The 19,934-nt window shown below is 65.2% G+C and carries 17 protein-coding genes; 4 read left to right on the forward strand and 13 right to left on the reverse strand.

The window, feature by feature from the left end; translation table 11 throughout:
• Positions 1-107 precede the first annotated feature (107 nt).
• Positions 108-362, forward strand: a complete 255-nt coding sequence (locus N4264_RS19345; protein ID WP_261693876.1) for a GIY-YIG nuclease family protein — start codon at positions 108-110, stop codon at positions 360-362.
• Here the strand turns inward: N4264_RS19345 and N4264_RS19350 are convergent.
• A complete protein-coding gene (locus N4264_RS19350; RefSeq protein ID WP_261693877.1) occupies positions 359-994 on the reverse strand; it encodes a MarR family winged helix-turn-helix transcriptional regulator in 636 nt (211 codons plus the stop codon). The genes N4264_RS19345 and N4264_RS19350 overlap by 4 nt on opposite strands.
• 59 nt (positions 995-1,053) lie before the next feature.
• Between N4264_RS19350 and N4264_RS19355 the strand changes: the two genes are divergently transcribed.
• Together N4264_RS19355 and N4264_RS19360 are read left to right on the forward strand one after the other, a co-directional pair.
• Positions 1,054-2,151, forward strand: coding sequence for an efflux RND transporter periplasmic adaptor subunit (locus tag N4264_RS19355; RefSeq protein ID WP_261693878.1), 1,098 nt, complete (start codon positions 1,054-1,056; stop codon positions 2,149-2,151).
• A complete protein-coding gene (locus tag N4264_RS19360; protein ID WP_261693879.1) occupies positions 2,148-5,225 on the forward strand; it encodes an efflux RND transporter permease subunit in 3,078 nt (1,025 codons plus the stop codon). The genes N4264_RS19355 and N4264_RS19360 overlap by 4 nt, the downstream gene beginning before the upstream one ends.
• Before the next feature lie 48 nt (positions 5,226-5,273).
• Here N4264_RS19360 and N4264_RS19365 read toward each other — a convergent pair whose 3' ends face one another.
• From N4264_RS19365 to N4264_RS19400, 8 genes are all read right to left on the reverse strand, one after another.
• Positions 5,274-6,620, reverse strand: coding sequence for a Gfo/Idh/MocA family protein (locus tag N4264_RS19365; RefSeq protein WP_261693880.1), 1,347 nt, complete (start codon positions 6,618-6,620; stop codon positions 5,274-5,276).
• 162 nt (positions 6,621-6,782) lie between these two features.
• The gene (locus N4264_RS19370) at positions 6,783-7,544 is read right to left on the reverse strand and encodes a queuosine precursor transporter (protein ID WP_261693881.1); all 762 of its coding nucleotides are present in this window, start codon (positions 7,542-7,544) and stop codon (positions 6,783-6,785) included.
• A gap of 46 nt (positions 7,545-7,590) precedes the next feature.
• Complete coding sequence (locus N4264_RS19375; RefSeq protein ID WP_261693882.1) at positions 7,591-8,100, reverse strand: metallophosphoesterase family protein; 510 nt, start codon at positions 8,098-8,100, stop codon at positions 7,591-7,593.
• A gap of 75 nt (positions 8,101-8,175) precedes the next feature.
• Positions 8,176-9,081, reverse strand: a complete 906-nt coding sequence (locus N4264_RS19380) for a DUF1684 domain-containing protein (RefSeq protein WP_261693883.1) — start codon at positions 9,079-9,081, stop codon at positions 8,176-8,178.
• Positions 9,082-9,102: 21 nt separating this feature from the next.
• Entirely contained in the window at positions 9,103-10,923 is a 1,821-nt protein-coding gene (mutL, locus tag N4264_RS19385) for a DNA mismatch repair endonuclease MutL (protein ID WP_261693884.1), read from the reverse strand.
• A gap of 90 nt (positions 10,924-11,013) precedes the next feature.
• The gene (locus N4264_RS19390) at positions 11,014-12,333 is read right to left on the reverse strand and encodes an N-acetylmuramoyl-L-alanine amidase (protein ID WP_261693885.1); all 1,320 of its coding nucleotides are present in this window, start codon (positions 12,331-12,333) and stop codon (positions 11,014-11,016) included.
• A 141-nt stretch (positions 12,334-12,474) separates the two neighbouring features.
• Entirely contained in the window at positions 12,475-12,966 is a 492-nt protein-coding gene (gene tsaE / locus N4264_RS19395) for a tRNA (adenosine(37)-N6)-threonylcarbamoyltransferase complex ATPase subunit type 1 TsaE (RefSeq protein WP_261693886.1), read from the reverse strand.
• Positions 12,959-14,452 carry an NAD(P)H-hydrate dehydratase gene (locus tag N4264_RS19400; protein WP_261693887.1) on the reverse strand — a complete coding sequence of 498 codons (1,494 nt, stop codon included), beginning with the start codon at positions 14,450-14,452 and terminating at the stop codon, positions 12,959-12,961. The genes tsaE and N4264_RS19400 overlap by 8 nt, the downstream gene beginning before the upstream one ends.
• Positions 14,453-14,516: 64 nt before the next feature.
• Here N4264_RS19400 and queG point away from each other — a divergent pair, with 64 nt between their 5' ends.
• The gene (gene queG, locus N4264_RS19405; protein ID WP_261697660.1) at positions 14,517-15,566 is read left to right on the forward strand and encodes a tRNA epoxyqueuosine(34) reductase QueG; all 1,050 of its coding nucleotides are present in this window, start codon (positions 14,517-14,519) and stop codon (positions 15,564-15,566) included.
• A gap of 68 nt (positions 15,567-15,634) precedes the next feature.
• Here queG and pgi read toward each other — a convergent pair whose 3' ends face one another.
• The 4 genes from pgi to panB form a co-directional block, all read right to left on the reverse strand.
• Positions 15,635-17,263, reverse strand: a complete 1,629-nt coding sequence (gene pgi, locus N4264_RS19410) for a glucose-6-phosphate isomerase (protein WP_261693888.1) — start codon at positions 17,261-17,263, stop codon at positions 15,635-15,637.
• A 124-nt stretch (positions 17,264-17,387) separates the two neighbouring features.
• Positions 17,388-17,768, reverse strand: a complete 381-nt coding sequence (gene panD, locus N4264_RS19415; protein ID WP_261693889.1) for an aspartate 1-decarboxylase — start codon at positions 17,766-17,768, stop codon at positions 17,388-17,390.
• Between the two features lie 458 nt (positions 17,769-18,226).
• The gene (gene panC, locus N4264_RS19420; protein ID WP_261693890.1) at positions 18,227-19,081 is read right to left on the reverse strand and encodes a pantoate--beta-alanine ligase; all 855 of its coding nucleotides are present in this window, start codon (positions 19,079-19,081) and stop codon (positions 18,227-18,229) included.
• A gap of 2 nt (positions 19,082-19,083) precedes the next feature.
• Entirely contained in the window at positions 19,084-19,908 is an 825-nt protein-coding gene (panB, locus tag N4264_RS19425; protein WP_261693891.1) for a 3-methyl-2-oxobutanoate hydroxymethyltransferase, read from the reverse strand.
• Between the last annotated feature and the right edge of the window lie 26 nt (positions 19,909-19,934).

A 19,934-nucleotide genomic window follows, 5' to 3' on the forward strand; every position in this document is an offset into this window, starting at 1 on the left:
GCGCTTCGGCCGCTTCGGGGACGATGTTCCCGGCCGCTGCCGTCACGACCGTGGACGATTCATGGCAAAGTGCTGGCAAATTGTCCCCGGTCGCCTCCCACCATTGCATGAGCTGGTTCGTCTACCTGATCGAATGCCGTGATGGCAGCATCTACACCGGTATCGCGCGGGATGTGGAGGCGCGGTATGCGGCCCACGCCAATGGCAAGGGCGCCCGCTATACCCGTTCGCGGCCGCCACGACGGCTACTGGCCTGCTTCGCCTTTCCCGACCGGTCCAGCGCCCTGCGCGAGGAGTGGCGCATCAAGCAGCTGTCTGCCTCGCAGAAACGCGCCCTCGCCGAACACAGCGAGCCGGCTTAACGGTCATCGGCGCTGTAGGCCCACTTCGCGTCATCATCAGTGACGCCGTTCATGCGCTGGAGATTGCCCAGGCAGCGGCCCAGGAGGTTCTGCAGCTGGGCCAGTTCCCGTTCGGACAAACCATCCTGGATCTCAGCCAGGACCTGGTCGGCCACTTCGCTGGCGCGCACAAACTGCGATACCCCCAGTGGCGTGAGGTAGCTGCGCAGAATGCGGCCGTGCACGGCGTCCTTGTGGCGCTCGATCATGCCGTCGCGCTCGAGGCTGGCCAGGATCTGGTTGATGGTCTGCGGCGTCACCATGGTGGCGCGGGCCAGATCCGCCCCGGACAGGCCAGGAAACGACAGCAGCAGGCATAACGTCGCCCCGTGCGGGAATGACATCGCAATGCCTTCGGCCTTGAGCCGGTTTTCCATGGTCACCCGCATCAAGTGGTTCATCTGCTTGACCATCATGCCGAGGTCCTGCTCGGCCAATGACTGGGCAGCGATCGCCCTGGCGCGCGCCAGCTCCTTTTCGCTCTCGCGAGCGGGCGCGCCCTTGCCGTTACGGCTGGCAACGGTGGCACTTTTACGCGCCGGGGCGCGGTCTTTTGTCGCGGTATTCGAAAGTCGGGGGGTCGGTTTCTTCATTATCAGTTAACTGATAAGTTATCATGCTCCTGATATCTTACCTCAGAAGTCACGTCGACATGCGTAGTATCGTCCGCCCTCTTTCTGTCGCGGCGCTGATCGTCGCCGCACTCGTGCTGTCCGCCTGCGGTCGCAGTGACGCGGAAAAACCGCCGGCAACCGCCGCTGCCAGCCTGAGCGTGTCGCTCGTGCAGCCGCAAAATCGCGCGATCAAGCAGCGGCTCTTGGCCTCCGGTGCCATCGCGGCGCACGAGGAAATGCAGTTGGGCGTCGAGCTCAACGGACTGCGCATCGCGGAAGTCCTGGTGGATATTGGCCAGTCGGTGAAACGCGGCCAGACCTTGCTCAAGCTCGATACACGCACACTCGACAGCGACCTGGCCCAGGCTGAGGCCGCCGTTGCAGAGGCCGAGGCGATGCAGCAGATGGCTGGCAGCAACGCCGAGCGGGCAAAATCGTTGCGGCCGCTGGGTCACATCAGCGCGCGGGATTTCGACGAACTCATCGCCACGTCGCGCCAGGCGGCAGCCCGCGCGGCCTCGGCGAAAGCCCTGCGCGACGCGGCCGCACTGCGGCGCAGCTTCGCCGAGCTGCGCGCACCCGACGACGGCGTGATCTCGCGCCGCAGCGCTGAGCCCGGCCAGGTGGTCAACAGCGGTGCAGAGCTGTTGCGGATGATCCGCGGCGGCCGACTGGAGTGGCGCGGCACACTGCCCGCCGAAGATCTGATCCGCGTACAGGAAGGCACTATCGTGCAGGTCGCAACGCCCGACGGCCGTACCGTCGAAGGTCAGGTGCGCGCAATCGCGGCGGCGCTGGATCCCACCACGCGCACCGGCATGGTCTACGCGCGCCTGGATGATCCGGGCTCGCTGCGCGCGGGAATGTTCGCGCAGGGCGAGCTCCTGCTCGGCGAAACTGCCGCACTGGTCGTGCCGCTCGCTGCCATCGTGCAGCGCGACGGCCACAGTTACGTGTTCACCGTCGACAACGAGCAACGCGCCGTGCGCAAACGCATCGAAACCGGCGCCGTAGACGGTACGGTCGCGGAAGTCCGCTCCGGCATCAGCGCGACGGATGCGGTGATCGGACGCGGCGCCGCCTTCCTGAGCGACGGCGATCGCGTGCGCGTCGTTCCGGCCGGAGCGCAGCCATGAATTTTTCCGCCTGGGCCATACGGCGGCCCTTGCCGTCGGTGCTGCTCTTCCTGCTGCTCTGCGGCGCGGGGTTTATCGGTTTCCGTGCCCTGCCTATCTCGAAATTTCCCGATATCTCGCTGCCGATGGTGACCGTCACGGTCAACCTGCCGGGCGCCGCGCCCAGCCAGATGGAAACGGAGGTCACGCGCAAGATCGAGGATGCCGTGGCCAGCCTTGCCGACATCGACAAGCTGGTGTCCACCGTCAATGAAGGCGTCTCGACGACACGCGTCGAGTTTGAACTCGGCCGTGACCTGGACGAGGCGCTGGATGAAGTCCGCGATGCCGTCACGCGCACGCGGCCGGACCTGCCGACCGACATCGAGGAACCGATTGTTTCCAAGGTGAACATGGCGGGCGGTACGCTGCTCAGTTTCGCCGTGGAATCCGACAAGCACACCGTGGATGAACTGAGCTGGCTGGTCGACGATGCGATCACCAAGGCGCTGTTCGGCGTCCCGGGCGTCGGACAGGTCACGCGCACCGGCGGCGTGGATCGCGAAGTGCGTATCGATCTTCGCCCCGGCGCGCTGGAAGCCCACGGCATCACCGCCGGCGCGGTGTCCCAGCAGCTGGCGCGCATCCAGGTGGAACGCCCGGGCGGCAAGGCGACCTGGGGCGGCGCAGAGCAGGTAGTCCGCACCGTCGGCACGGTGCGCGACGCGGCGGCACTGCGTGAATTCCCGATCGCACTGCCCGACGGGCGGCAGGTGCGCCTGTCGGCCCTGGCCGATATCCGCGACGGCGTGGCCGAACCGCGCCAGACGGCGCTGCTCAACGGCAAGCCGGTCGTCAGCTTTGCCGTCTCCCGCACGCGCGGTTCGAGCGAGGTAGGCGTGGGCGCGGGCGTGCACGAGCGCGTCGCCGCGCTGGCCAGGGAATATCCTTCGCTGCGCTTTACTGAAGTGAACTCTACCGTCGAGGAGGCAGAAAACTCCTATTCGTCGTCGATGACGATGCTCTGGGAAGGCTCGCTGCTCGCCGTGATCGTGGTCTGGCTGTTCCTGCGCGACTGGCGCGCGACCTGGATCTCCGCACTGGCATTGCCGCTGTCGATCATCCCCACGTTCGCCGTCATGCACTGGCTGGACTTCAGCCTCAACATTGTCACCCTGCTCGCCCTCGCGGTCGTGGTAGGCATCCTGGTGGATGACGCCATCGTGGAGGTGGAGAACATCGTCCGGCACCTGGCCATGGGCAAGAAGCCGCGCCAGGCCGCCGAGGACGCCGCCGACGAGATCGGCCTTGCCGTCATCGCCACTTCGCTGACACTTGCAGCCGTGTTCGTGCCGGTCGCCTTCATGCCGGGCATTCCCGGCAAGTTCTTCCGCGAGTTCGGCTGGACGGCGGCCACGGCGGTGATGTTCTCGCTGATGGTGGCGCGCCTGTTGACGCCCATGATGGCGGCCTACCAGCTGAAGCCGCACGCGGAAGCCGAAGGCGATTCACGTCTGATGCGCGGTTACCTGCGCCTGGTCGAGGCCGCCCTGCGGCATCGCGGCCGTACGCTGTGGCTGGCGCTGGGCATCTTCATCGCATCGCTCGCCATCGTGCCGATGATTCCGGCGACCTTCATCCCACCGGCCGACCCGGGGCGCAGCAACGTCAATCTCGAGCTGCCGCCGGGCGCGACGCTCGCCGAAACCACGGCAGTGGCCGAAGCCGCGCGGGCGAAGCTGCACGGCATTCCGGAACTGAAACTGGTCTACACCGCCGTCGGCGGGGTGCTGGACATGGGCGATCCGAGCCAGTCCCTCGTCGGCGACGCACGCAAGGCCATCCTGACGCTCGACTGGGGCAAGGCAACCGATCGCAAACGCAGCCAGAAGGTGCTGGAGCGCGAAGTGCGCGCACGCCTGGCCGACCTGCCCGGCGTCCGCATGAACTTCCTGAGCAGCGAACCGGGAGAATTGCTGCAACTGGTCCTGGCCGGCGACGATCCGCGCGTGCTGGCCGAAGCCTCCCAGGCCTTCGAGCGCGACCTGCGCACACTCAAAGGTATCGGCAGCGTCAGCTCGACGGCGTCACTGTTGCGGCCCGAGATCATCATCACGCCGGATCCCGGCCGTGCAGCCGACCTGGGCGTTGCCACGGCCGACATCGCCGAGGCCGCGCGTATTGCCACCAGCGGCGACTTCCGGCAGCGTCTGGCCAAGCTCAACCTTCCGGAGCGGCAGATCCCCATCCGCGTGAGCTTCGCCAACGCAGATCTGGACCAGCCCGCGCTGTTTTCACTGCTGCGCGTACCCGGCCGGGAAGGTCCGGTGCCGCTGGCATCGGTCGCCACCATTCGACTGGACAGCGGCCCGGCACAGATCGACCGCTTCGGCCGCCAGCGCAACATCACGCTGACGATGGAGCTCAACGGCCGCCCGCTCGGCGACGTGATGGCAGAGATCGACCAGTTGCCCTCGAAGAAGGCACTTCCACCCGGCGTGAAGGTACTCAACACCGGCGATTCGGAAATCTTCGTGGAGCTTTTCCTTGGATTCCTGATGGCGATGGGCACAGGCATCTTCTGCGTCTACGCGGTGCTGCTCCTGCTGTTCAACAACGCGCTGCAACCGATCACCATTCTGGTCGCCGTACCGCTGTGTGCCGGCGGCGCCTTCGGCATGCTGCTGCTGACGAACAACTACCTGTCGCTGCCTGCCCTGATCGGCCTCCTAATGCTGATCGGCATCGCGACGAAGAACTCGATCCTGCTCGTTGACTATGCCGTCATCGCCGAGCAGGACATGGGCATGAGCCAGCACGATGCGCTGGTCGATGCCTGCCGCAAGCGGGCACGTCCGGTGCTGATGACGACGCTCGCCATGGGCGCCGGCATGCTGCCGATTGCAATGGGCTTTGGCGCGGACGCCAGCTTCCGGGCACCGATGGCCATTGCGGTCATCGGCGGACTGATGACGTCCACGCTGCTCAGCCTCGTCGTCATCCCGGCGGCCTACGCGGTGCTGGACGATGTGCGTGAGTGGGTCAAGCACCGCGTGGCGCACCGCGGAAATCCCGCGGCACTGCCGGAACAGTGAGCACCATGCAGGGGAGCGGCAACGCTCCCCTGCCGGAAAACCGCACGATCAGTACGTATCGCCAAAGGCAAAAATCGGCTTGCGTCCTGCCCAGGCGTCGCCGGTGAAATCAGGGAAATCCACGGTGCGGTTGTTGTCGGCGATGCTCATCTCCGACAGCGGGGTGATCGCGCTCCAGGTCACCGCATCGTAGATATCAATCGGCATCGGTGCCTTCGCCTTGAGCGCCTCGACAAAGGCGTGGACGACGAAGAAATCCATGCCGCCATGCCCAGCCCCTTCGGCCTGTGCGGCATAGCGCTTCCACAGCGGATGATCGTTTTTCTCCAGCCAGGGACCGGCCGGTTCCCATTCGTGCGGCTTCGGACTGCGGCCTTCCAGGTACAGGGACTCGTTCACGTCCATCCACAAGCCTTCGGTTCCCTGCACGCGGAAGCCGAGGGAATACGGACGCGGCAGCGAGGTGTCATGGGTGAGCGTGATGGTTTCGCCGCCCGCACAGGCGATCTGCGTGGTAACGACATCGCCCAGCGAGAAGCGGACGGATGCGTTCGGGTGCGCCGCCCCGCCATTCTTCACGATGTAGTTGTGCAGTCCGCGCGCCTTGCTCGCATAGCTGGAAAGACGCAGGAGCCGGTTGCCGCGGTTGATATTGGCCCACATCGCGCACGGACCGATGCCATGGCTCGGGTAGAGCTCGCCATTGCGCCGCACCGAATGCGGCGTGCGCCAGCGCGCTTCCGAGAAGCCTTTCTCGCCGAACTCAACGCCACCGCCATAGGGCTTGCCCGGATCGCCGGAATTGAATTTGACCGCGCGCAGGTCGTGCTGATAGCCGGCCTCCATGTGCACGATCTCGCCGAACATTCCCTGGCGCACCATGTTCAGCACGGCCATCACGTCGCGCCGATAGCAGACGTTTTCGAGCAACATGTAAGGGACATTCGTGCGCTGCTGCGCGCGTAGCACCTGCCAGTGATCATCGAGACTGATTCCTGCCACGACTTCGCAGCCCACGGCCACCTTTGACTGCATCGCCGCGATGGCCTGGGGTGCATGCCACTCCCAGGGCGTGGAGATGATGACCGCGTCCAGGCCCCCCTTGGACAGCAGGGTTTCGTAGGCACGATCGCTGCCGGAATAGACCGCCGGCTTGCGACGCCCCGCCTTGGAAACCATGGCGAGCGCGGCGTCGATTGCAAATGATTCCACGTCGCACAGGGCAGCCACATCAACGTCGTCGCGACGCAGCAGTTCCTTCAGATGCACGCGACCACGCATACCCGTGCCGATCAGGCCGACTCTCAGCCGGCTCTTGTCGGACTTGGCCATTCCCGTGATCGGCAGGGTCACCGCGGCAGCGGCGACGGTCGTCATGAACTCGCGTCTATTCATCGCAATTCCGTCGTTTCTGAAGGTTTTTCGGATGCCGCGATCACACACTGCCGCCGGCCCTGCGGCGTGATTCGTGGCGCATCCGCCTAGAGTAACCACCGTACGCCACGACGCAATACGTCGCACATACACGAAAGAATTGCTGTCAATATGCTTTCGTTTTTACTGCGCCGCCTTGGCCTTCAATTCCGTGCTCAGGTCCTTGCCCAGCCAGTTGTCGAGGCCACGCCGCATGCCATAGATCACCGGCGTCAGCGCAACTGCGGCCAACACCTTGTAGGCGTAGTTCACGCAGCCGACTGCCAGCCACAGACCAATCGGCCATTTCTGTGGCCCGATCACGAACGCGATGTACAGCACGATGAAGCTGTCGAAGAATTGCGAGACCAGTGTGGAACCCGTGGCGCGCAACCAGATGTGCTTGCCGCCAGTCCGGTTTCGAATGGCATGGAAGATCGTGACGTCGATCAACTGGCCGACGAGAAAGGCCGTCACGGAGCCGCCGATCGTCCACAACCCCTGGCCGAAAATCTGTGCGAACGCAGCCTGCATATCGGGAACGCCCTTGTCCGCTCCCACCGTGACCCACCAGGACGCCGGCGCCAGGGCGATGGCCAGGAATGCGAACAGGAAGGCGTAGAGGATCAGAAATACCGCGACCCAGGAAATCATGCGCACGCCGCGGCGACCGAAGTACTCGTTGATCACGTCGGTCATGATGAAGACGACGGGCCAGAGCAAGGTGCCAGCGGTGAAATTGAGCGAGCCCTGCTGGCCGAACAGGTTCCAGTTGAAGGGCGATACACCGAGCGTATCTTCCAGGGCGAAGATCTTCACCCCGATCAGTTCCGCCAGAACGGCGTTGGCGACGAAGAAGCACGACAGAATCAGAAACAATTTTTGCGCGCGATTGGTAAATTCCATAATTCCCCTTTCTGGTTGCACGCGGCGACCGGACCAATGATCTGGGCTAAACGAGTGGCGGGAAACGCACGGCCTCAACCTGCCATCGGTCGGCGTCAGCCTCCAGGATCAATCCGCTGGGTCCGCCGTAGGTGCGCGTGCGCCCGGCGGCACCGGGATTGATCACCCAGGGCAGCACGTTGTCGTCGATGATAATCCGGTGACTGTGTCCGTAGGCGATGGCGCGGGCGGCGGGATAGCGCATCCGCATCCCGGCATGACGGGATTTCGCCGGAAACGTGTCGCCATGGACGATGACGAGCACGCCGCCCGGCAAGGACAATTCGGCGACTTGCGGCAGCTGGTCGAGGATCGATCGCTCCGCACCTGCCCACTTGGCTGGCACGTCGTTATTGCCGCACACCGCGGCGACCCTTGGACAGGCGTTGCGCAAGTCGCCCAGCACAGCGGCGGAGCCGACGTCCCCGGCATGGGCGACCTGGTCGCAGCCGGCCGCCAGCGCCACGATGCGCGGATCAATCAGGCCATGCGTATCGGCAACGATGAGTACGCGCAAGCTCGCTTCCGCCAGTTTCGCTATCGCACCAATAGCGGTGGCGACGCCGTCAAACGGCGTCGCCGTTTCTGCAGATCAGTGATGGGCGCCGCGATACTTCTTCTCGCCGGCGGTGACACGCAGGTCCAGACGGTTTTCCGGCGGCGCCAGCGGGCAGGTCGCGTAGGGCGTGAAGGCGCAAGGCGGGTTGTAGGCCTTGTTGAAGTCCAGCACGATCTTTCCGTCGGCGGGCATGGCCGCGTACAGGAAACGCGCCGCGCCGTAGGTTTCCTTGCCGCTGGTACGATCGGCAAAGATGATGAAGAGCTCCTTGTCGCCAGGCGCTTCCAGCACCGGCAGCAGTTCATACTTCTTGCCGTCGCGCTCAAACGTCGCCTTGCCCGGCACCGGGTATTTCTCGACGGTGCCGAGCACGGTCGGCACCTCGATCTCGCGCGGCGGATTGTAGGCTTCCCACTTCGCCTCGACGCGCCAGTCGGAGGCAATGTCGAAGTAGTCGATGCCCACGAATTTCTTGCGGGTTTCGGCCTCGGTATCCTTCACGCGCAATCCCTTCTTTCCGCCACGATCGATGACGTAGAAGTTGGCGGTCCCGAAGCTGACCTTGGTGGGATTGGCGCTGCCATCGTCGGAAAGCACCGCCTTGGTCTCGGCCGATTCGCCGATCTTGGCCTTGGCGTTGGGATCCAGGGTCAACTCGACCTTGCCGTCGGCCAGCGCGATGCGGCCCAGCTTCGCCGGTCCGACGGCGAGCACGACGTCACTGCCCTTGCTGCTGCCGATGGACTGCTCGCCGTCTTTGAGCCAATGCAGACCCACGAGGCTCAACCAGCCTTCCGGCGCGGTGAGGCGCTCGACGCGCTGTTTGCGCCAGGCCTGCACCTGCTCGGCGTGGCTGGTGCCGCTCTCCACCGCCATAGCGGTCACTTCCACGCCACCGGCCAGCACGCTGGCCAGCAACACCACTCCTGCTTCGATCATGATTGCTCCCTCGTTGACTCGCTAGCGACCGCGCAAGAAGAGGCGGTCAAGTTCGTTGATACCCAGTTGTACCCAGGTCGGACGGCCGTGATTGCATTGCCCGGAACGCTCGGTCGCCTCCATGTCGCGCAGCAGCGCATTCATCTCCGGCACGCTCAGGCGCCGGTTGGCGCGCACTGAACCGTGGCAGGCCATGGTCGCCAGTACGTCGTTTCCGGCTTCCTCGATCCGGCGTGAATTGCCCTGCGCGAGGAGGTCGGCGATCACGTCGCGGATCAGGCGCGAGGCGTCGGCGCCTTCGAGCAGGGTTGGCAGGCGCTTGACGACGACGCTTTGCGGGCCCGTGCGTGCCAGTTCAAAGCCCAGGTCGGCAAAGCGGTCGGCGAAATCTTCCACGCAACTGGCTTCCCGCTCGCTGAGGGCCAGGGCCAACGGCACCAGCATCAGCTGCGACCGTATGCCCTGCCCCGCGCGGGCGGCCTTGAGGCGCTCGTAGGTGATGCGCTCGTGCGCCGCGTGCATGTCCACCAGCACCAGGCCGTGCTGGTTCTCTGCCAGCACGTAGATACCGTGCAGTTGCGCCAGCGCAAAGCCGAGCGGGGGCATCTGGCTATCGTCCGCAGCGCCGCATACCGCGGGCGTCGACGCTTCGACGGAGCGGCCCGTCGCGGGCAATGGCAGGTTCGGTGCGGCGCCCAGCAGCGCGGCGTAGTCGGCCAGGGGTTCGCGCGTGCCCTGCCCCAATCCCAGCGGCGCCTGCCCGCGCCATTGCGTGTACATCGGCGCTGCCGTGGACGCGACGGACTGAGGCACTGCCACCGGCGGCGAGACGCCGGATCCCGCACGCGTCTCGGCCAGGACTTCATTCAAGGTGCGGTAGAGGAAGTCGTGCACCAGGCGTGATTCGCGGAATCGCACCTCATGCTTGGCCGGATGCACGTTCACATCCACGCCCAGCGGATCCAGTTCCAGAAACAGGACGAACGCCGGATGGCGACCATGAAACAGCACATCGGCATAGGCCTGTCGCACGGCGTGCGCGACCACCTTGTCGCGCACCAGGCGGGCATTGACGTAGAAGTACTGCTGGTCGGCCTGCGCCCGCGACGCCGTGGGTAATCCGACCCAGCCCGACAGCCGCATGCCCGCCGCGCTGTGGTCGATGCGCAGGCATTGTTCGATGAATTCCTGGCCAAGAAGATCGGCCACGCGTGCTGGCAGGGCTGCGGCGCTGTCGACCCGGCGCAGCAGTCGCACTGGCTTGTTGTTGTGGCTCAGGCGGAATTCGACTTCCGTGCGCACCAGCGCGAGCGAAGTGATCAGCTCGTCGATGCGGCCAAACTCGGTGCGCTCGGCCCGCATGAACTTGCGCCGGGCGGGCACGTTGTAGAACAGGTCGCGCACTTCGATCGAGGTGCCGACAGGGTGCTGCGCCGGCTTTGGCGGCAGCGGCTTGCCACCGTCCACTTCGATCCGCAGTGCGTGATCCTGCGCCGAGGTCCGCGAGGTCAACGCAAAGCGCGAAATCGAGGCAATGCTCGGCAGCGCCTCGCCGCGGAACCCCATGGTGGCGACGCGTTCCAGGTCGTCGAAACTCGCGATCTTGCTGGTGGCATGCGCCGCTATGGCCAACGGCAGGTCGTCGGCATCAATGCCGCAGCCGTCGTCACGGACACGGATCAGACGGGCGCCGCCCTCCTCGATCTCGATCTCGACGCGCCCGGCACCGGCATCGAGGCTGTTCTCGACCAGTTCCTTGACGACAGAAGCGGGACGCTCGATCACCTCGCCCGCGGCGATCTGGTTGACGAGTTCAATAGGGAGCTGGCGGATGCGCGGCATAGGGAGCGCATCATAGCGGAACCATCCACGGCGGACTGCCGGCCGGGCCACGGGATCGCAGGGACCGACCCGTACGGCCGGGAACGGGACTCAGCCGGACGGAATGCTCAATACATCGCCGACCCGCACCGCGCCATCTTCGGCAATGCGATTGGCGGCCCGCAGGCTGCCCAGGCTCACCCCGTGCTGCACGGCGATGCCGGAAAGGGTCTCCCCACGCGAAACGATATGTTCACCGCCGCGCGCCTTGGCGCCGATGTTGGCCGCAAACCAGGTGCCCGGCAGCGGCGACTGGGTGAAATACCCCTTGATGCCGTCGACAATGGCGCCGGCGAGCTTGGCGCGGTGATCCGGATCGGTCAGCCGCTTTTCTTCCGACGGATTGGTGATGAACGCCGTCTCGACCAGGATGGAAGGCACATCCGGTGAACGCAGCACCACAAAGTTAGCTTTTTCCACATGACCGCGATGGGTCGGCCCGATCTTGCCCAGGGCGCGCAGCACCGTCTGCGCCACCGAGCTGCTGGCTTCCATGGTCGCGCCTTGCGACAGGTCCAGCAGGACGGCAGCGAGGGTGTCGTCCTTGTCGTCGAGCGATACGCCACCGACGAGGTCAGCGCCGTTTTCCTTGGCGGCCAGCCAGCGCGCCGCCTCGCTGGTCGCGCCGCGCGGCGACAGTACCCATACCGAGGCACCGCGGGCACCGCAGGCACCCGGGCAGGCGTCGGCATGAATAGAAACGAAGAGGTCCGCTTTGGCTTCGCGCGCCTTGCCGTAGCGTTCCTTCAACGGAATGAAGTAGTCGCCGTCACGCACCAGGTAAGCCTTCATGCCTGGTTGCGCGTCGACCAGGCGCGCGACTTCGCGCGCCACATTCAGGGTGATGGTTTTCTCGAAGTTGCCGGATGCGCCGACCGCGCCCGGATCATCGCCGCCATGTCCGGCGTCGATCGCCACGATGACCTTGCGGCCTTCGCCGGTCATCACGTCGTCGATGGTCTTGACCACCTCGCGCTTGGTCTGGGTCTTGGGATAGAGATCGACCACCAGGCGATGGCCGAACTTGTCCGCCGGGGGCAGCAGGAAACTTTTCGGGCGTACGCCCTGGGGCAGATCGAACACGACGCGCAGGTCGGACTTGCCCTGCTTGCCCACGCGCATGCTGGTCATCAGGCCCTTGCCGGCGGGCGTGGTGACACCGGAATCAATCGATGCACCCTTGATGTCGAGCACGATGCGATCGGGGTTTTCCAGCTCGAAAAGCTTGTATTCCACCGGGCCGGAGACGTCGAATACTGCACGGGTGGAATCGGGGCTGGCCCATACGCGAAGGGCCTTGATTTCGGCCGCCAGGGAGGCAGCCGGAAGGCTCGCCAGTAAGACGAAAAGGGCTCCCGCTCGGGACATCATGGCCGTACATCCCCACATGGCTGCGGATTCAAGCGCAGCACGTGTCCGATTTCAAGCATTTTCCTTTGCAAAACCGCGGCCTGGGCCGGTTTTCTGGAGGGGCTGCGAGGAACCGCGCTTAAGCGGTGGAGGCGGCGGATGTTACCGGTACCCCATCGACGCCAGCTGCCGCGCACCGTGTTCGGACGCGGCCTCCAGCCTGACGCTGCGCCCCGAACCGGCGTGCCCCAGGTGGAGCACGAGGTCCGCCGCCGGCAAGGAATGGCCGCCCCTCTCGGGCCATTCCACCAGAACCAGGCTGGGCTCCGACTGCAGCTCATCCAGCCCCAGCCATTCCAGTTCGCCGGGGTCCGCAATGCGGTAAAGGTCGAGGTGGTGGATTACCAGTGCGGGCATCCGGTACGACTCGATAAGGCTGTAGGTTGGGCTTTTTACCCGGGCGTCGGGGATGAGCGAACGGATCAGGGCACGGGCGGTAGTGGTCTTGCCAGCCCCCAGGTCCCCGTGCAGGTAGATCACCCCACCGGTGCGCACCGCCTGCGCCAGGGCTTCGGCAAACGCGGCGAGGCCCGGTTCTTCCAGATGCGCAATCGTGATGGCGGAGGCCGGATCGGAAAGCGCGGCACTAGTCATTGGCAAGGCCATTGAGCAATTGACGGAAATGCCCGAACAGATCGCTGGCCAGCAGACCGCGCTGTCCTTCGCGGGCTGCCATGTCTCCGGCCCTGGCATGGACGGCAGACCCAAGGCGCGCGGCCTCGGGGCCGGGCATACCCTGGGCAATCAAGGCCGCGATCACCCCGGTGAGCACATCCCCCATTCCCCCGCTTGCCATGCCCGGGTTGCCCCACGGACAGACCGCGATGGATTCCTCTGCCGCCGTGATCAGCGACCCTGCGCCCTTGAGCACGACGACAGCGTTGAAGCGGTCGGCGATGGCGCGAACGGCCGCGTAGCGATTGGCCTGGATCTCGGTCACCGTCGTGCCTAGCAGACGCGCGGCTTCGCCGGGGTGCGGCGTCAGCACCGCCGGCCCTTCGAAGGTGCGTGGATGCAGGGCCAGCAGATTGAGCGCGTCGGCGTCCAGCACGACCGGCTTGCCCGACTCCAAGGCCCGGTGCCACAGGGAATGCCCCCAGGCGCGGATCCCCAGGCCAGGCCCCAGCGCGATCACGTTCGCGCGCTTGAGCAGGGGATCGAGCTCCTGTTGCCCGGAAACAGCGTTCGCCATCAGCTCCGGGCGCGCGGCAAGCAGTCCCGGCACATGCTCTTCGCGTGTGGCCACGCTGACCAGGCCGGCGCCACAGCGCAGCGCCGCTTCGGCAGCGAGGCGGATCGCGCCCCCCATGCCATGGTCCCCGCCGATGGCCAGAACATGGCCGAACAGTCCTTTGTGCGCGTCCCGCGCCCGCAGCCCGAGCCCGGCGGTGCATTCCGGGCCCATGATGTAGGCGCCCGCGGATTCGGCCTCGAACACGGCCGCCGGCAGGTTCAGGGTCGCCAGCTGACGGGAGCCGCTGACCTCCGGTCCTGCCCCGGTGAACAGGCCGCGCTTCCATCCGATGAAACTGACCGTCGCGGTGGCCGAGACGCAGGCGCCCATGCGGGCGCCGGTGTCGGCCGACAACCCCGAGGGAATATCCAGCGCCAGCACGGGAATGCCGCTGTGGTTGATTCGCTCGACCAGCAGCGCCGCAGCACCTTCCACTGGCCGGGTAAGGCCGATGCCCAGCAGGGCGTCGACGAAAATGTCGGGCGAACCGAGGTTACTTTCCTCGTCGAAGGCGTCGATGATGCCGCCGATCTCGCGAAACGCCTCGCGCGCCTGCGCGGCGTCCGGATCAGCCGGCTCGCCCAGGGCAATCACCGAGACGTTGCGCCCCAGTTCGCGCAGCAGATAGGCCAGCCAGTAACCATCGCCGCCATTCTTGCCGGGCCCGCAGCACACCACGATACGCGAGGCGCCGCCCCATCGTGACAGCACGACCTCCAGCGCCCCCTGCGCCGCCCGTCGCATCAGCTCGGGCCCGCTTACGCCGAGGGCCTCGATCGCATAGGCATCAATCCGGCGCATTTGCCCGGTCGTGTACAGTGCAGCCGTTGGAGATGCGGGGTTCATGGGGCGATTATACTGTCGTGTCTCCCACGCTAACGCGACGTCGTCGCGCCCGTTTCCGATCGTCATGAATCCCGAACAACTCGCCAGCCAGATCAAACACTGGGGCGCCGAACTGGGTTTCCAGCAGGTGGGCATCGCGGGCACGGAACTGGCGACCGACGAATCGCATCTGCTCAACTGGCTCGACGCCGGGCGCCACGGCGAAATGGAATACATGCAGCGCCACGGCACCAAGCGCAGCCGGCCGGCGGAACTGCAACCGGGAACGATCCGGATCGTTTCGGTGCGAATGGATTACATCCCCGAAGGCATAGCCCACGGCTGGGACGTCCTGGGCGATTCGCAACGGGCCTATGTTTCGCGTTATGCGCTGGGGCGCGACTATCACAAGCTGATGCGTAGCCGTCTGCAAAAATTGGCAGACCGGATCAGTGCCGAGGTCGGCGACTTCGGCTACCGGGCCTTTGTCGACTCCGCGCCCGTGCTCGAGCGCGCACTGGCACGCAATGCAGGCCTGGGCTGGATCGGCAAGCACACGTGCCTGATCAATCACCAGGCAGGGTCCTGGTTCTTCCTGGGCGAGCTGTATACCGACCTCCCCCTGCCCGTCGATGAAGCCGCGACAGCCCATTGCGGCACTTGCACACGGTGCATCGATATCTGCCCGACCCAGGCGATCGTCGCCCCCTATCAGGTCGATGCGCGGCGCTGTATTTCGTATCTCACGATCGAACTCCACGACAGCATTCCCGTGGAATTCCGCAAGGCCATGGGAAATCGTATCTATGGCTGCGACGATTGCCAGTTGATCTGCCCCTGGAACAAGTTTTCGCGCCCGACGGAAGAGCCGGATTTCGCGCCACGCCATTCCCTCGACGGTGCCACATTGGTCTCGCTGTTTGGGTGGACCGAAGCGCAGTTCCTGCAGCGCACCGAAGGGTCAGCCATCCGCCGGATCGGCTACGAACGGTGGTTGCGCAATATCGCCGTGGCACTTGGTAACGCGGCGGGAACTGCGGAAATCACGGAGGCGCTGCGCGCCCGCGCCGACCATGCCTCTGCACTGGTCCGTGAACATGTGGCGTGGGCACTGGCCCAACACGAAGCAGCGTGAACGCGCGCCGGCCTGCGCTACGCGTCAGATAGCGTGAATCCGGGTCTTTCGGGTCCAGGCGGCGGCGATCAACCGCGAAGGCCGCGCAAGGTCTCGATCAATCCGCGGGTCGACGCATCAAACGACGACAACGACCCCGACGCCAGCGCAGGGAGGATCGATTTCGCCAGCGTCTTGCCAAGCTCCACGCCCCATTGATCGAAAGCGTTGATATCCCACAACAAGGCCTGGATCAGCACTTTGTGTTCGTACAGCGCGAGCAACGCGCCGAAGCTGCCCGGATCGAGGCTGTCGAGCAGCAGTGTGCTGCTAGGGCGATCGCCGGCAAATGTGCGCTGCGCCGCCAGGGAGTGCCGCGCACTTTCATCGAGCCCGGCTGGCGATTCCGCCAACGCCTGCTCGGCAGTCTTCCCCAGCGCGAATGCAGCCCCCTGTGCCAGCAGGTTCGCCAGCAGCGCCTCGTGATTGGCGCCCAGCGCATGCGCGGGGCGCGCAACGCCGATGAGGTCGAGCGGAACGATATCCGTGCCCTGGTGCAGGGCCTGGAAGAACGCATGCTGCGCGTTCGTGCCGACGCTGCCCCAGACGACGGGCACGGTAGCCTGGCGCAGGTCGCCGCCTTCCGCACTGACGCTCTTGCCCAGGCTCTCCATCTCCAGCTGCTGCAGGAAAGCCGGCAGCTTACCAAGGCCGTCGTGGTACGGAATGACGCCGTGGGCCGGGAATCCCAGCCCATTGCGATTCCATACGCCAATGAGCGCGAGCAGCACCGGCAGGTTGTCGCGCCAGTCGGCGGTGCGGAAATGGTCGTCCATCTGCGCCGCGCCGCGCAGTAGCGCACGGAAATGATCCATGCCGACGGCGAGCGCCAGCACCAGACCGACCGCCGACCACACGGAGTAGCGTCCGCCGACGTAATCCCACATTGGCAGCACACGCTGCGACGGTATGCCGTAGGCGCGTGCCGCATCGACGTTCGCGCTGACCGCCAGGAAATGGCGATTCGCACGCTCCCCGTTGCCTTCGTAGGCGTTGACCAGCCATTCCTTGAGGACTGCCGCGTTGAGCAGGGTTTCCTGCGTCGTGAAGCTTTTGGAGACGAGCAGCACCAAGGTGCGGCGTGGGTCCAGGCTACGCATCAGCGAGGCTGTCCGGTGCCCGTCGACATTGGGAAGAAAGTGGCAACGCACACGCCCGGTGTGGAATGCGGCGAGGGCGTCAACGGCCAGGCGCGGACCGAGGTCCGAGCCCCCGATCCCCAGGTTGATCACGTCGGTGATTCCTTCGGGTAGATCGAAGTCGCCCGGCTCGCTGCGCTCGACCGCATCGACCATATGCGCCATTCGCGCGAGCGTTTCGTCCACTTCGGCGCGCACCGCCGCTGGCGCGAGCGATGGCAATGCGGAATACCCGGCACGCAGTGCCGTGTGCAGCACCGGCCGCTGCTCCGACGCATTGAGCACGTCACCACGGAACATGGCGTCGCGCCGCGCCTGCCAGGCGTGCTGGTCGAGAATGGTGCCCAGGGCCGCGAGCGCAGGCTCGTCCAGCTTCTGGCGCGAGAAATCCAGCAGGATAGGCCCGGCGCGGCGACTGAAGCGCTCGAATCGCTGCTCCTGCTTGAGGAGCTCACGCAGGTGAACCGGGCGCAAGCGCGCCGCTTCGCGCGCCAGGGAGTCGAGCTGTCCTGCTTGCATGGATATCCCTCGTAGAACGGGTTCGCGTCAAACGAGGAATATTACGTGACGGCGCTGCCACGACAGAAGCTCGGCCGTCACGACAATGGTTTGATACCAGTACGACCGTACCAGTCGGTCGCGATCAGGCGGCCTGCTTCGGTATCGAATGATTGGTGTGGGTCAGCGCGTTCTGGCGGTCCACGTAGACGAGTGTCGGCTTGAACTGGGCGAGTTCGGCCTCCGAGTACTGGGCATAGGCGCAAATGATGATCAGATCGCCCGGGCTTGCCAGATGCGCGGCGGCGCCGTTGATGGAAATGACGCCCGACCCCTCTTCGCCGCGGATCGCGTAGGTGACGAAACGCGCGCCGTTATTAATGTTGTAGATGTGGATCTGCTCGTACTCGCGAATGCCGGAGATATCGAGCAGGCGGCCGTCGATGGCGCAGGACCCCTCATAGTGCAATTCGGCGTGGGTGACGCTGGCGCGATGGATCTTTGCCTTGAGCATCTGCAACTGCATGGAACGACTTCCTCTCGGTGGCGGGCCGGATGACAGGCCTGTTGCGTCGGCACAACACGAGAAAGTATAGCAGAGGCCGCCTTGCGCACTGCAACATGAATGGCGCATACGGCAGTGAACGTCGGCGAACGTCGCGCAATCGGCAAGTCACGGGCAAAAAAACCCTCGCTGGATCACAGCGAGGGATGAATCGGAGTGACGATTACCTGAACAATGCGCCCTGCTGCCACCGAGGAACGAAAGTCGTTGCAAAAAACCCAGTGGCTGTGGGGAGATTACCACAGCAATTGCGGAAACGCTACTGGGATGTGACGGGCAACACAATGTCACGATCCTCAAGCGCAAGTCACTGCCGCTACTGGGAAATCGGGGAACCACAAAAGCTGCCTGCCGAAATTTCGACGACGGACAACCGCGCAGACGGCGCAATTGCGCCGATCGGAGGCCCCGGACTACGCTCAGTCGGTGCGGGAAAACAACAGATTGTCGATCAGACGGGTGGCACTCAGGCGCGCTGCGATCAGGGCAACCAGGGTATGGGACGCGCCGGCAACGGGCGGCGAAAGGTCGTCGGCCGCGCGGATAGCCGCATAATCGACGCGGAAGCCAGCAGATTCCAGGGTGATCAGCGCATTCCGTTCCGCCGCATCCGCCGATTGGCCAGCCTGCACGGCGGTGCGCATGGCCTGCAGCGTCTGGTGGATAACGGCTGCGCGTTCCCGCTCTTCGACCGACAAGTACTGGTTGCGCGAGCTCATGGCCAGTCCGTTGGATTCACGCAACGTTGGCCCCGCGACGATCTCGATCGGAAAAGCCAGGTCGGTGACCAGCCGACGGATCGTCAGAAGCTGCTGGTAGTCCTTCTGACCAAACACCGCGACATCCGGCTGCACGAGGTTGAACAGCTTGGCGACAACGGTGGCCACGCCGCGAAAATGCCCCGGCCGGAAAGCGCCTTCCAGCATCTCCGTCACCACCGGCACCTCAACCGCCGCAGCTGCCGCCGCTCCAAACGGGTAGACCTCCTCAACGGCCGGCGCGAAGAGGACATCGCAGCCATGGGCCAGCAACCCCGCCTGGTCCTGCGCCAGCGTGCGCGGATAGCGGGAGAAATCCTCGTTGGGGCCGAACTGGGTCGGATTGACGAACACGCTGACGATCACACGGTCACACTGCGCCCGGGCGAGCTTGACCAGCGAGAAATGACCGTCGTGCAGGTTACCCATGGTGGGCACGAACCCCACGCGCAGCCCTTCCCTGTGCCACTGGCGAACCAGGGCGCGCAACGCCTGCGTTGTATCGACCGTCTGCATGATCAGAAGCTGTGCTCGGGAGCGGGAAATTCACCGTTGCGGACAGCATCGGCATAGGCGCGCAAGGCCGCAGCGATCGAGTCGCGCCCTGCCAGGAAATCACGACTGAAGCGGGGACGCTTGCCGGGCGTGATGCCCAGCAAGTCGTACAGCACCAGCACCTGGCCGTCGCAGTGGACGCCAGCGCCAATGCCGATGGTAGGAATAGCGATCTCGCGGGTGATACGTTCGGCCAGCGCGGCCGGCACGCATTCCAGGACCAGGAGGTCCGCACCGGCCTCGGCGACCAGATGCGACTCGCGAACCAGCTCCTCGGCGCGCTCATCGTCGCGGCCCTGAACCCGGTAACCCCCGAATTTGTGAACTGATTGCGGTGTCAGCCCGAGGTGTGCGCAAACCGGCACGTCGCGCTCGCTCAGGGCCTGGATGATGTCGAGCGCCCAGCCAGCGCCTTCCAACTTCACCATCGCGGCCCTGCCCTCCCCCATCAGCCGCCCCGCACTTTCGAAGGCGCGCTCGCGCGAGGCATAACTCATGAATGGCAGGTCGGCGACGAGCAGTGCGCTGGTCAGCCCGCGCGACACGGCTGCTGTGTGGTAGACCATGTGGTCGAGCGTGACCGGAAGCGTGCTCGACTCGCCCTGCACCACCATGCCCAGCGAATCGCCCACCAGCACCACGTCAACGCCGGCGGCGTCCACCTGGGCGGCGAAACTTGCATCGTACGCCGTTACCGAAACGATCTTCTCACGCGCCTGCTTGCGCGCGTACAGCTGGGGAACGGTTACGGCGGCGCGTGCCGGCGCGGTCGCTGGATTGGCGTACACGCACTGCTCCTACGTCAGAAAGGGCA

The organism is Tahibacter amnicola, assembly GCF_025398735.1.
GTDB lineage: Bacteria > Pseudomonadota > Gammaproteobacteria > Xanthomonadales > Rhodanobacteraceae > Tahibacter > Tahibacter amnicola.